Annotated in this window: 18 protein-coding genes; 2 read left to right on the top strand and 16 right to left on the bottom strand. The window is 38.7% G+C overall.

Annotation, left to right across the window (positions count from 1 at the left end; all coding sequences use genetic code 11):
* Nucleotide 1: 1 nt before the first annotated feature.
* Together C4H12_RS04805 and C4H12_RS04800 are read right to left on the bottom strand one after the other, a co-directional pair.
* Entirely contained in the window at nt 2-598 is a 597-nt protein-coding gene (locus C4H12_RS04805; protein ID WP_164997590.1) for an Imm59 family immunity protein, read from the bottom strand.
* Nucleotides 595-942 (bottom strand): hypothetical protein, encoded by a 348-nt coding sequence (locus C4H12_RS04800; protein ID WP_106097922.1) that lies wholly within the window; start codon nt 940-942, stop codon nt 595-597. Before C4H12_RS04800 ends, C4H12_RS04805 begins: the two co-directional genes overlap by 4 nt.
* Nucleotides 943-1006: 64 nt before the next feature.
* On the opposite strand from C4H12_RS04800, the gene C4H12_RS04795 reads away from it, so the two are divergent.
* The gene (locus C4H12_RS04795) at nt 1007-2047 is read left to right on the top strand and encodes an IS630 family transposase (RefSeq protein ID WP_106097921.1); all 1041 of its coding nucleotides are present in this window, start codon (nt 1007-1009) and stop codon (nt 2045-2047) included.
* 23 nt (nt 2048-2070) lie between these two features.
* On the opposite strand, the gene C4H12_RS04790 is transcribed toward C4H12_RS04795, so the two are convergent.
* From C4H12_RS04790 to C4H12_RS04750, 8 genes are all read right to left on the bottom strand, one after another.
* The gene (locus tag C4H12_RS04790; protein WP_106097920.1) at nt 2071-2907 is read right to left on the bottom strand and encodes a hypothetical protein; all 837 of its coding nucleotides are present in this window, start codon (nt 2905-2907) and stop codon (nt 2071-2073) included.
* A 6-nt stretch (nt 2908-2913) separates the two neighbouring features.
* Complete coding sequence (locus C4H12_RS04785) at nt 2914-3465, bottom strand: 3'-5' exonuclease (RefSeq protein WP_106097919.1); 552 nt, start codon at nt 3463-3465, stop codon at nt 2914-2916.
* 88 nt (nt 3466-3553) lie between these two features.
* Nucleotides 3554-4000, bottom strand: coding sequence for a hypothetical protein (locus tag C4H12_RS04780; RefSeq protein WP_106097918.1), 447 nt, complete (start codon nt 3998-4000; stop codon nt 3554-3556).
* An 11-nt stretch (nt 4001-4011) separates the two neighbouring features.
* Nucleotides 4012-4467, bottom strand: a complete 456-nt coding sequence (locus C4H12_RS04775; protein WP_106097917.1) for a hypothetical protein — start codon at nt 4465-4467, stop codon at nt 4012-4014.
* A 45-nt stretch (nt 4468-4512) separates the two neighbouring features.
* Entirely contained in the window at nt 4513-5217 is a 705-nt protein-coding gene (locus C4H12_RS13815; RefSeq protein WP_254424811.1) for a hypothetical protein, read from the bottom strand.
* Nucleotides 5218-5219: 2 nt separating this feature from the next.
* On the bottom strand, nt 5220-5918 hold the full coding sequence (prfH, locus tag C4H12_RS04760; RefSeq protein ID WP_106097916.1) for a peptide chain release factor H: 699 nt from the start codon (nt 5916-5918) through the stop codon (nt 5220-5222).
* A 61-nt stretch (nt 5919-5979) separates the two neighbouring features.
* Nucleotides 5980-6762, bottom strand: coding sequence for a hypothetical protein (locus C4H12_RS04755; protein ID WP_106097915.1), 783 nt, complete (start codon nt 6760-6762; stop codon nt 5980-5982).
* 387 nt (nt 6763-7149) lie between these two features.
* On the bottom strand, nt 7150-7731 hold the full coding sequence (locus C4H12_RS04750) for a porin family protein (RefSeq protein ID WP_106097914.1): 582 nt from the start codon (nt 7729-7731) through the stop codon (nt 7150-7152).
* Nucleotides 7732-8200: 469 nt separating this feature from the next.
* On the opposite strand from C4H12_RS04750, the gene upp reads away from it, so the two are divergent.
* The gene (gene upp, locus C4H12_RS04745) at nt 8201-8851 is read left to right on the top strand and encodes a uracil phosphoribosyltransferase (protein WP_106097913.1); all 651 of its coding nucleotides are present in this window, start codon (nt 8201-8203) and stop codon (nt 8849-8851) included.
* Here the strand turns inward: upp and C4H12_RS04740 are convergent.
* From C4H12_RS04740 to C4H12_RS04715, 6 genes are read right to left on the bottom strand one after another with little or no spacing between them, the layout of a single operon-like run.
* Nucleotides 8828-9766, bottom strand: a complete 939-nt coding sequence (locus tag C4H12_RS04740; protein ID WP_106097912.1) for a hypothetical protein — start codon at nt 9764-9766, stop codon at nt 8828-8830. The genes upp and C4H12_RS04740 overlap by 24 nt on opposite strands.
* Nucleotides 9766-10239 carry a hypothetical protein gene (locus C4H12_RS04735; protein ID WP_106097911.1) on the bottom strand — a complete coding sequence of 158 codons (474 nt, stop codon included), beginning with the start codon at nt 10237-10239 and terminating at the stop codon, nt 9766-9768. The genes C4H12_RS04740 and C4H12_RS04735 overlap by 1 nt, the downstream gene beginning before the upstream one ends.
* An 18-nt stretch (nt 10240-10257) precedes the next feature.
* Complete coding sequence (locus C4H12_RS04730; protein ID WP_106097910.1) at nt 10258-10869, bottom strand: porin family protein; 612 nt, start codon at nt 10867-10869, stop codon at nt 10258-10260.
* Nucleotides 10870-10873: 4 nt separating this feature from the next.
* On the bottom strand, nt 10874-11104 hold the full coding sequence (locus C4H12_RS04725; RefSeq protein ID WP_106097909.1) for a ferredoxin: 231 nt from the start codon (nt 11102-11104) through the stop codon (nt 10874-10876).
* Nucleotides 11105-11123: 19 nt separating this feature from the next.
* A complete protein-coding gene (locus C4H12_RS04720) occupies nt 11124-11672 on the bottom strand; it encodes a hypothetical protein (protein WP_106097908.1) in 549 nt (182 codons plus the stop codon).
* Between the two features lie 10 nt (nt 11673-11682).
* Complete coding sequence (locus tag C4H12_RS04715) at nt 11683-12927, bottom strand: peptidase U32 family protein (protein WP_106097907.1); 1245 nt, start codon at nt 12925-12927, stop codon at nt 11683-11685.
* Between the last annotated feature and the right edge of the window lie 43 nt (nt 12928-12970).

The raw sequence follows: 12970 nt of genomic DNA, 5'->3' as shown, positions 1-12970 counted from the left end.
GCTAATTTTCAAATTTATTGATCGCTTCTTCAAGGGTGTCAAATTCTGTGATTACGCCCCACAGATTTGCCCTTTCATCGGTGTGATACACTTGGTATTTGCCATTATCTGTGCACTTGATAACGGTTTCATAAGGAGCATCGGGGTGATCGCTAAACCAATTGACTTTAAGATTGAAAGCACTCCACAAAAAGAAACTAGCAAAACTATACTTTGTTTGTTGATAAGAGGTTCTTTGGAGTGTATTATCCCAATAATAGACCTTATCGGCAAATTCGTTTTCATTCTTTACAAAGCCATAAAAGCCACCAGTCCCATCATTAGCGATAGGAAAAAAATCATTAGGACATAGAGGTTCTTGAAAGACATAATACTCACTTTTAGGTGATATAGCATAGAGTTCGGCATAACCAAAAGTACCTCCCCCGAACTTCTGTTGAAATTCCTTAAAAACAATAGGCAGCGTGGCAGCTATGTGTTTTTCTATCACTTCTATCTCTTGAAAAGTTGCCAAGGGTTCTTCTTCACGAAATAGAAAAAAGTTAGGCTTTTTAGCCATTTGCAACTGTAAAAAATATATCAAGGCTCTTGCACTCATTGTACTAATTTTAATTTTTCTTTTCTTTCTCTCCATTTTGGATAATCAAAGACAAAAGTGTATTGCTCTCCCACTTCTTTCTCTAAAAGTTCTGCCGAGGTGAGTACGCGGTTTACGAAAATATACTCACTTATGGTATCTTTGAAATCGGATTCAGGAGGGTAATTATCATTGAAAATCTCTTGATACAAGTGGTTGAGTTCCTCTAACTCTTCCTTTAGATACGGATTGATATCCAAATCCGCAATCTCCACATTGCGAGGAGTAGGATTCTTCACGTTTTCCTCTATCCAAATAGGGGAACAAAAGAACTCAAATTTGTATTTAAATTCAAACTTTTTCATAGAATTATAGTCAAACAAATTTAGATTGCGAATAAATAAAAGATTTATTATCTTTGCATTGTCTATGGAACTAACAGTGTCACCAACAGAAATAGAGGAACTTAGAAAGCTCCAACGCAACTTGCAAGGTCGCTCGGATTATGCCCGAGTTACCTGCATTTTGATGCTTTCTATGGGCAATACTCCTATTTTTGTTGCTGATTGCTTGGGTATAGACATTTCTACTGTTTATCGTTATCGTTCCTTATATCTTGAAGGAGGACTAGATAAACTCCTTGAGAATCGTTATAGAGGTTATCAAGGTCTGCTTAATATTTTTCAAATAGAATCCTTAAAACAAGAGTTACGCACACATCTTTATACAGATGCAAAACAAGTATCTCAATGGGTTAAAGACACTTTTGAAGTTACCTATACTCCACAAGGAATGGCTGATTTACTTAACAGAATTGGTTTTTCCTACAAGAAAACAACCGAAGTGCCTTGTGAAGCGGATCCTTTAAAACAAAAACTATTTGCTGAAGCACTCTCTAAAATTCTTCAAGAAAAGGAAGAAGGGGATGTGGTGTATTTTGCCGATGGTGTTCATCCTACGCACAACAGCCGTTCCACTTATGCTTGGATAGAGAAAGGTAAAGAGTTTCAACAACCAACAGTTAGTGGGCGTGATAGAGTGAATATTAATGGTTTACTTAATGCTTATGATGTTACAGATGTAATAGCTCTTGATTGTGAATGCGTTAATGCAGAATCAACAAAAGAACTTTACGAATTAGCTCTTAAAAAGCATCCAAACGCTAAAAATATTTATATTATATCCGATAATGCTCGCTACTATCACAATAAAGAACTTCAAAACTGGGTAGAAGATAATAGAATCAAGCAAATTTTCTTGCCTCCATACTCTCCGAACCTCAATTTAATAGAGCGCTTGTGGAAATTCTTACGAAAAAAAGTAATCAATACGGGTTTCTATCGGAACAAGACAGAATTCCGAGATGCTATAAGGAATTTCTTTGATAATATACATACTTATAAAAAGGAGTTAGAGTCACTTCTAACTCTCAATTTCCGTTTGATAAATTCGCAAACCATTTCTTTTTGACTATAATTTGTCAATTTACTAAATTACCAATCGGCAACGACTGACTTGAACTTCTTTCTTTTCCTTTTATCGGGGATACCCGTATCGCTGTTCCATCGCTGTACGAATTTCTCAAAAGAATCGTAGGCTATTATATAGGGCGAAGGCTCTGGTAGGGATTCCTTAGGAATGGCAGTACCTATCCGCTCCAAGCGTTCGGCAAAGAGCAACAAGGCTTTATGACTCACCCTACGCACATCACTGAGCACTTCCTTCTCACCATCTCCCATCAGCTGAAGGCGCGCCTCCATTAGCGATTCCATCGTTGGCTTTTCAGTACTTTTATATAATAGTTCCACGAAAGTATAATGTCCGTCGCCCTCATAGTTATCAGTCCTCAATAGCCATACCGCACCATACTGACCTCCCAACAAGGGTACGCTCAGCACTTCATAAGGCACAAAAAGGAAATCGGTTACCTTTTGCCAATGTTCGCGTGCAGGCACTGCTGTATTGGCAGTGGCAAGGCGAGAGAGCAGTCGTACTACTTGCTGTTGTCGCTTTGCATAGCTCATCTGGGGGGTATCAGTACCAAACTGCTGTAGCCACTTTTTAGAAACTCCTTTTTGGACTAACTGTTGCAGGGGAGCTACCTCCTCGGGGCGCAACCACCCATACTGCCACAAAATAGCAAGGCGAAGGGTCAAAAATATTTCCTTCTCCAAGGTAGTGCGCACAGCTTCCTTGCGAAAAGTGTCTATAAGGGAGCGTATTTCAGCTTCTGTAGCGCCGTAGTGATAAGCATCTTCTACTATGCTATCCAACTCATTAGCGAGATCGCTTTCAAAAATATGAACGCCGTGAATAAGGTTGTTTTTCATTGCGAATTAATTTGTCAATTGATAATGAGACAAGCAGTGCATTATCTTAGCGATGTTATAAGCATCGTCTTTGCCGCGGTGGTGGGTTCCTACAAGGGGTAGCTTGAGATAGTTCAGTGCCTGATGCATTCCCAATCGCTTGGGGTGCTGGGTTACCTCTTGGAAAAGTTCCTTTACATTGATATGCTCACTGCGCATTGGGTAAGGCAGTTTTCTAAGTGCACATTGCTTTTGGAGCATATTTTTGTCGTAATTGCCATAACTCGCCCAAGTGTACTGATAGGCTTGGTATTCCTTTTTAAGGATTTGCAAGGCTTCTTCAAAACTTACGCCTTCCCGCGCCACCAGTTCGGGGGTAAGGGTGGTAAGTTGGGTACAAAAAGGACTTATTTTGGAATGTGTAGGTTTTACCAAAATGCCTCTGTTATCGCTGATCTCACCTGTAAGGGTATCGAGCAGGCAAATGCCAATTTCTATAATTTCACTGACTTCTCCTTTGGGGGGTATTCCCTCCCAACAAGTCGCTTCTAAGTCTATAATAATGATTTTGTTTGTCATTCTTTTAATTTTTTAATGAAACTCATACTATATCACTTTCAAAAATACGAATACCGTGAATATTTCTTTTTATGATAGAATGAATGTATTAATTGATAATACCCTTTACATATTTTTTCCATTGCTCTGGGTTATGTACCTTTTGTAGCAATTGTTTTACATAAGGCTGAATTTGTTGTTGAGCTTTCTCGCCTGCTTCTTCTGAAATCTCTTCTTTAGTAGATTGATAATACAACAGTGGCCAGAGAAGTTGTTCAGCAGTTTCATCATAACCGTGCAAACGATGCGTAAAATAACCTTCGGCATCCCCTGCTTCATACAGTTGTATTAAAGTCTTAAAACCTTCATCTATGCCCCACGCACAAAGCAATTTGGCAGCACAAAGCTCAATAAAGACATCTTCGTGAGTAAGCAATTTCTTAAGACCTTCAATGCGTTCTTGTGAAATATCCTCAGGTTCGAGATCTTCAGGAATGGTAGTATAAGTAACTCCTTGAGGGATACTACATAAAAGTTCTTGTATCTGTTCTTCCATAACTTTATTTTTTAATGTGGAAAAATATAATTGCCGTGGAGTTCATCTATCCACATGACTTCTCCTTCTTCAAAACAAATTTCTACCTCCAAAGGAAATTCACTATCCTCTCTATCCCAATTAGTAAAAGCTCCTACATAAACAATGTTTTTAGAGGTCTTACACTGACTGGGGATAGCTACAAATTCAAAATCAAGCTCAAAATGGTGTGTATTCTTTCGCTCCAGCTCTCCTTCGTTAACCAACTCTTCGTAAAAGTTCCGCAATTGCTCTTTCAGTTGTTCCCGATAGGAATTGTGATAAAAGAACTGTTCAAAGGCAACTTCTTGCTTAGGCGAAAAGAAACCTGCTTCTCCTGTTTCATTATATATCCATATAGGCAGTGTTGCACCCAAACTCGGAATCAATATATCACTAATTGTAGAGGATATACCCTCTTCTTTTTCAAAAATAATTGTTCTGATCATATTGCTTTTAGTTTTTACTCAATTTCGCCAAATTGACTCATCACCTCATTGACTCATCACCTCATTGTCCTTAATGAAACAGCTCTTATCTTCTGTGGGGCAATAGTAGAGCAGGAGCTTTTCGCCTTCTTCCAAAAGAAAGGTAATCTCACTATTTCCAGCTACTTCTTGGGCAAAAATAGCGCTAATGTGTTTGCCTTTGAGTTGCCAAACCTCAGTAAGGTCATCAAAACGATAATCATCATCGTCCTCATCTACTTCATACTCATTCCAACACTCACAAAAAGAAATGCCCACATCTAAAAAGAAATGAAAAATAGGTTGTCCTTCTGCTTTTAAATAGACGATTAAAACACCTCCATCATCAGGATTTATACATACCTTGAGTTGCTCTATGGGCAAACCATTGAGTATGCTAAGGTTGAAATGGGTATCTTGGTACATTCTTCCTGGTGCCCAAAAAATATGTTCATCTTCAGGGTTATATCCACTGAAAAAATGTTCAAAATATCCCTTTGTTCTTCCCTCTGCATATAGTTGTATCAATGCTTTATCCCCCTCTTCTACTGCCCACGCAGAGAGTAATTTAGCAGTAGATAGCTGTATAAAGGCATCTTTGTGAGTAAGTAACTTACGCAAGCCGTCAATGCGCTCTTGTGGCACATCTTCAAGGTGAAGTTCTTTAGGAACGGTAGTATAAGTAACCTCTTGAGGGATACTATATAAGAGTTCTTGTATGTATTCTTCCATTGTTAATTGTCTATTATCAATTTATTCATTTCCCTCTTTGCTTCTGCACGTTCCTTTTTATAGCTTTTTTCTACATAAGTGCTTTTAAAATCGGTACCTTTGAAAGTGCGTACAGGGTTGCCACGCTGCACTTGGGTGTGGTTACTCCAATGACTCTGTGCTTGCTCCGCGAGTTGCTGAAGCTCCATTTCGGCAAGTTTTTCTTTAAGGCGGGCAAGGGCGAGTTTCTTATTGTCGAGTTGCGAACGCGAGTCCTGTGCCAATACGCTGATACCCGTAGGCAGGTGGGTGGCGCGCACTGCCGAATTTACCTTGTTCACATTCTGTCCGCCATTGCCTTGCGAACGAGTGGTTTGGAACTGTACATCGCGCTCCGAGAAAGACTGGCGTTGCAGTTGGTCGAGCTCAAAAACGCCTATATACCAATTGCTGCGCTGGTGAAACTTGCGAAAAGTGCTCTTGCCTACCCAGCAGACTGTACCGAGCCAAGTTTTCAAAAACGATGCTAACTCCTTGCCTTTGAGTTGCAGGGTAACTGATTTTACAGTGAGATTGGCATCGCCTTCCTCACGACTGAGAATGGTATAGCTGATGCCTGCTTGGGTAGCTTCTTGCAGGAAAGTCTTGAGTACTTTCGCCACTACCCATTGGCATTCTAAGGGACCGCGTCCTGCGGTGATTTGTATGATTTTTTCTTGCATTTTTTTCTTTGGTTTTTTGTAAATCGGACGAGTCGGACGGGGCGGACTGGTCGGATTGGGATTAAAGATTGACCTCCAAAAGCATATCTGCGATTTCCATTGCTGAGGTTTGATACTTAAGGGCTGTGATTTCTTTCAGCGGGGTGCGCTTGTACTTTTCCTTAGGCATATAGCGCTTTTGGTATTGCCTCCACGAATAATTGCGTCCATAGATTTTGCTATGGATAATCCCCCAGTTCTTATAGTCATCTATGATTTTATCAAGCTCGGCGAGTTCTCGTTCTATAGCTATATCTACCGGACGGTAGTGGGTGATCATATTAGGCTTTACGCGCAGCTCAAAACGCCACGCCTCGGTAAACTCGTAATGGATTTCAAAACGGTCTTTTTGCCGATTGAAACACTCTATTTTTGCAAAATAGGCGCGTTCTTTTTGGGTGAACTTCCCCCTTTCAAGGGCTCTTTCCCATTCCCATTGATTAAAAGAGTATAATTCCTGTTTGCGAGCTATGTAAACACGCTTGCCACGGCGCTTTTTCTTCTTCTGGAACTTACGTGTATCGGCGTATTGATAGGTGTTGATTTTCTCCAAAAGTGTCGCGAAAAATTCAGCTTGCTTGCCTTGTCGCACATCTTCCCTTAGTACAAAGAAACGCACATAGCCCTTTTGGTAAGGTTTTTCAAGTGGTACAAGCGGCAGTTCACGGCGTTGTTTAAAAAGTGCTTTTTGGCGTTTGATACACGTGCGCAAAAACTTCTCGTGGTCTTCTCGAGCAATGTGCTTGCGAGAACGCAAATTGCGGAGGCGAGAAACGCCTTCGGGGGTAATATATAGATTTCCCATTTCAATTTTTTATTAATAATTTATAAATTGCTTCGGGAAAATCCTCATAACATATATTTTTTAAGCCTTGTACTCTATGTGTTAAGATAGCAGTATAGCAAATAAAAAAAGCCCGAAGCATTTCGCTTCGGGCTTTCTAATATTTATACACCTATACTATGATATATCAAGCTAAAACGCCGCGAAGCGTTACCTTTTGCAACAAAGGTAATACAATTGCGATATGTAACTTGATGTAGGTCATTTTTTTTCTCTGTATTAAATATTTTTTGTTAAACAATTAAACTTGAACTTGTTTTCAAAAATACTGAAAACAATATACCAACTCTATTTTCGGGGGCAAAATTACAACTATTTTTTTAATCTGCAAATTTTTACTACAAAAAATTAAAATCTTACCCCAACACCCAACTGTATCTGTTGAGTTGTAGCCTTCTCGGTTAGAGCACTGTTAATATCAGTATACCCCCAAACATACCTGCCGTATGCAAATAGTGGCCCTAAATTAACTTCAGCCCCCGCTAAAAGAGAAAAATCAGTCCCTTTGAATAACTTTTTACCATTCTCCCAAGTACTGTCTTCACTGTTAGCTAAAAAACTAAACTGCGGACCTGCGTGTAGTGAAATGAAACCACCAGGGTTATATTTTAATAATACCGGAACACTCACATAATTCAGTGTTTTTTTCTTATTAAACTTCTCTTTCCAAACAGCCTGATAATTGTCTTTTAATTCAGTATTTGTCTGGCTGAAAAGCACTTCACCTTGCACACCCCAACGATCACTAAAATCAAATTCAGCAAAACCACCTAACTGGTATCCTAATTTGAATCCTTGATTATAGGCAGCACCATCTATCTTGCCCAAGTTAGCTCCAGCCTTTGCTCCTAAGTGAAACTCCTGAGCTTTTGCAGAGGTAGTAAATAGTATTAATGCACCAAACGCTAATGTAATTAAAGTCTTTTTCATACGATATTTGTTTAAATTAATTACCTTAAGTATCCCAAATAGCGTGCCACTTTTTTTCTTTCAAGAATTTAGAAGTTAAAAAATCAAATAGAAAACAACTCATATTTCCTAAAAATAACCAGCCTCCTAATTAATGAAAAAAAGCGACAATTTTAGTTTAATATATAACCTACAATCAGTGTAAGATCAGTGTAGAAAAGTCAGTTTTCTGGCGCAGCTGAATATGTGATGTAGGATAAATCTAGCTAGCATAAGTTACCTCTTCTTATCTCTTATCTGTCTCTATCTTTTAATCAGAGTAGCTGTATAGCCAATGAACTGTTACAATTAAAAGTGTAACGAAAATAGACATATTAGCCTCTTTATACTTAATTATTATCGCTACTACATCCGTTAAAAACCAAAAAAATATTGTTAATTATCAATTATTTTGTAATTTTGTACCGTAATCAATTAAATTAACACACCAATGATTATACACCATTTAGGCGAAGAGCCCTCCGTATTAAACCGATTTATTGCCGAATTGCGAGATGTAAATATCCAAAAAGATAGAATGCGATTCCGCAAAAACTTAGAACGCATAGGCGAAGTATTATGCTATGAAATGAGTAAGTTTCTGCATTACAAAACAGAAATAATTACTACCCCTTTAGGCGAAAAAAAAGTACAACTTCCTAAAGATGAAATTGTTATATGTTCCATCCTAAGGGCAGGATTAGCACTCCATCAAGGACTGATAAACTTTTTTGACGGTGCAGATAATGCCTTTATTTCCGCTTATCGTAAGCACACCTCTGAAACTGATTTTGATATAATGGTAGAGTACCTTGCTTCACCTTCCTTAGAAGGCAAAATCCTTTTTCTAGCAGACCCTATGTTGGCTACAGGGCGTTCATTTGCCAATGTATATAACGCCTTGGCTCCACTTGGTAAGCCTAAAGAAATACACCTATTTGCAGTGATTGGAGCCCAACAAGGTATTGAATATTTAGAAGATAAATTTCCAGAAACTACACACCTTTGGATTGCTACTATTGATCCTCATCTTAATGAGTATGGCTATATTGTACCTGGATTGGGCGATGCAGGTGATTTAGCTTTTGGTGATAAAATGTAGCCCTAAAACTACAGCAGGTAAAGCTAACAATACCCAAAGTATAGTCTCTTTTAGCCACCATATTCGTATTTTTTCGGCATAAAGCGCAAATAAGATAGCAATAGGGGCAAAACAGTAGATAATTTCTTTAGAAAAAAATACAACAATTACACTTACCCATAAAAACTGTACCACTACCAGTGAACTGATGCTGTGGTACTTACTCCTAAAATAATACACTGCTAGTGATACCACCAATAACAGCCCAAAGCTGATAAGTGATACAAGAAAAGGTAAAGAGTAGGAGGGAAGGGTAAGTAGCCTACTAATGTCTAAAACAAAAGTGCTATAATAATTATAGTAGGGAAATGGAAGGGCTAATAATAGCAAAACAGCCCCCAGTAGTATAGCTATTATTAAAATAGCCAATATAGGGATGAACCAAAACCTTCGCTTTTGGGCACCATAAAAAAGAAGAGAAATCCAGATATTTAGTAAAAAAACAAGCGCCCAAGGGTGCAATAATCCCGCACAAACTATTAGTAAGGAGGTATCGAACAGTTTCTGAGCGATACCTTCTCCTGTTTTAAGAGTAAGAGCACGCCAGATAGCAGCAATAATAAACAAATTAGCCCCTACCACCTGCATCTGGTGAAAAAGAGAAGGAAATAGTACTATAAAAATACTAAAAAAAGCAATGGAATAGCAGTTTTTAGTTTCAGTAAGCTCATTCCACCTATCTATTTGATGCAGGAATAACAGAGATAGACATAGTAATACAAATGTAATGATCCAATCAGTAAAAGGGAGTCCTACACCCAATGTAATTGGTATATTATCATACAGATATAAATATAACCCATCACCTATCAGCAGTGCCATGAGCACGATGATAAAAGTGATGGGTTTTGTATTTTCAAAACGTTCTGAAAGCATTAGTTGCTGATGGTTAAAATATTTCCTGATACTGATACACTGTAGTTAAGCAAAGGGTATACATTGGGCAAAGAAGTGCTGATGGCAGCCCCATTTACTAAGTTATAAACAGTATGGTCACAAGGGCATTGCACAAAAATATAATCATGAGTGTAAGGGTCTTGGCAAGCTTCAAAGGTGTTATTATTTCTTTTAGCACAGCTCAAACGTTGGCAGGTATTAACTGCGTGATTGGGGCAAGCAGCTTCCCAAGCGTAGTAAGTACTACCCGTGTAGGTAACAAAGAAGCCTTTAATACCTCCGTAGGGTACAAACACCGTATTCATAGGTATTTTGAGTGAGTTATAGGCAGCCAAATTCATATTGATAGCATAAGTGAATCGTAATTCACCTAAATTAGGGTTGCGCAATACTTGATCTTTTTCACAAGCTAATAACCCTATTAAGATTATATATATGAAAAGTTTCTTCAATGACTTATTATTTTCTACCTAAAAGATGTATCCTACTCCTACTGAAATAGTTCTGTTTTTAAAATCGTAATCGGTGCTGAAATGGGTGTTATATAATGACGAATCACTCTCAAAAATACTGGTAAGCCCTTGTAGGTAACGCAGTTCAAATACCCAGCCAGAATCGGTAGTGTAGCCTATACCTGCCGTCATTCCTAAATCGACCATATCTAAAGCATCGGGCTTCACACGGGTTACAGGATCGGTACCATCAAAATAGAAGTTAGGCTTATCAATGCGATATTCCAACTGAGGGCCTACGTGTAGGTTTATACCTCTGCCCACATTGAAGCGAGCCAACACAGGAGCAGACAAATAATCAAGTGAGAGCTTTGCCTTTCCGTAGGTGTTAGATTGTATATTAGCCCCACGGCGGTTATAGATGCCTTCTATTTGTAAGGAGAATAGCTTTGAGAGAGGGAATTCCAACGTTATCCCTGCGTAATAGCCGTGGTAAGGCCTAATACTAGCATCGCTGCTCATTTCTCCTTTTAGGTTGGCGTAATTATACCCAGCTTTTAGGCCGATGTACTGCGCTTTGGCGTTGCAAAATGCCAATAGGCACATTGTTAATAATACTATTTTCTTCATTGTTTTATATTTTCTTAGTACTAATAATCTTCACGGGGCAGGCTTTTTGAGCTTTCTCACAATCGTCAAAAATGCTATCATCATAGCTTTTAAGGGTAAAGAAGCCTTTCTTTTCGGTAGATTTGAGCAGTACGCTCTTACCGTCTTTTTTTGACATTTGGAATTGTTCTGGAGCCATCTCGACACAATAATTACAGCCTATACACTTTTCTCTTTGTAATGTTACAATTACCATAAGTTCCTCAGTTAATAATTTAAGCTAACTCTAAGGCTGCTATTTCTGTTTTCTCTCCATTGGTTGTTTCACAAACTATAGAGATATAATCAAAGCCATTTCTTTTTACTTCTTCCCAAGTGATAGTATTGCCATTGATAAGAGTTACATTATCATTGGCATCTACATAGTCTTCCTTTTCTTCTTCATAATCAATAGAGTAACCGAATTTTATATGAACTTTGCAAGGAGCTATATTATATTTGGTGAGGGTGCGTGCTTGTACATCTTCCGGGTTGAACTCATCACAAAACATACCATTATAACCGTGCTGATAACCATCGAAAAGTAATATTTCTTCGGCAGAAGCGATGTCCTTAGCTACTATTTTGCAAGGAATACAAGTGTCTTCTTGGGTGTAATTATCTACAATGAAAGGTTGTTTTTTACCCTCTAATTCATACAAATCGCCGTAGTAATATATTTCAAAAAGGGTATTGCCTTGTTTTGATTTTATATCGACAGATAAATAATCGTCATTTTTTACATTATAAACGTTCTGTGTTAAATAAGTAGGTAACTTTTCCATTGTGAATTATTTAGTTGTTCTTTACTATTTTATAAAGCTTATCGGATAGGCGTACCCTGAAATCGGTTTTGATGGTACAAGAATCACCTTTTTTAGCACGCTCGGCAGGTACATCATTTACCATCATATTTGTTAGTTCAAGCTCTTGTACTCCTGTAGAAGGTCCTGTAATGAGCAATTTATCACCTACTTTGATATCAAAAGCCTCAATAGCAAACTCGGCTATACCAGTTTTGGGGAAATAATGTTTTCCTTGCCCTATGTAAACCTTTTTTTGAGTGGCATTGGAGCCAGGATTCTCACTCCATTCGCCTAACTTTTGTCCTAAGTAATAGCCACCCCAGAAGCCACGGTTGTAGACTGTTTTGAGGGTTTCCATCCACTGCTCTACCTTATCTTTGGAATAGGTGCCTTCATAATAAGCATCGATGGCTTGGCGGTAGGTACGTATTACTGTAGCTACGTACTCGGGAGCGCGCCCACGTCCTTCTATTTTTAGCACTTTGGCTCCTGTATCAATTACTTGATCAAGGAAATCGATAGTGCAGAGGTCTTTGGGCGACATCATATATTCGTTATCAATTTCTATTTCAAAACCGCTTTCTTGGTCGATTACGGTGTATTTTTTACGGCAGTTTTGCTTGCAAGCGCCTCTGTTGGCTGAGGAGTTATGAGAGTGCAAGCTGAGGTAGCATTTGCCAGATACTGCCATACAGAGGGCTCCGTGCCCGAATATTTCTATTTCGACTAAGTTACCAGAAGGTCCTTTAATCTGTTCTTTTTCAATTTGTTCGCAAATCTTTTTTATTTGTCGCAAACTAAGTTCGCGGCTCATTACCATTGTATCGGCAAACATAGCGTAGAAGCGTACAGTTTCGATATTAGTAATGTTGATTTGGGTAGAGATATGCACTTCCATTCCTATTTGACGGGCGTAGGCTATTACAGCCTGATCCATAGCTATCACAGCTGTAAGACCTGCTTTTTTGGCGGCATCTAACAATGTTTTGATGATAGAAAGGTCGTGGTCGTAAATAATAGTATTAAGAGTGAGGTAGGTGCGTATGCCTTTGGGTGCGCAGCGGCGTGCTATTTCATCGAGGTCGGCAATGGTAAAGTTGATACTTGCCCTAGCGCGCATATTAAGCTGATCGACACCGAAATATACTGAATCGGCACCATTATCTATTGCCGCTTGTAGCGACTCAAAATTACCTGCTGGTGCCATTAGTTCGATTTTTCCTGAATGCGTCATTATATATAGTGATTAAGGGCGCAAAGGTACAAATAATTTGCTA

The organism is Capnocytophaga sp. oral taxon 878 (assembly GCF_002999135.1).
Taxonomy (GTDB): domain Bacteria; phylum Bacteroidota; class Bacteroidia; order Flavobacteriales; family Flavobacteriaceae; genus Capnocytophaga.
The sequence above is the reverse complement of the archived record's forward strand: the minus strand, read 5'-3'. Positions and strand labels throughout refer to the sequence as shown.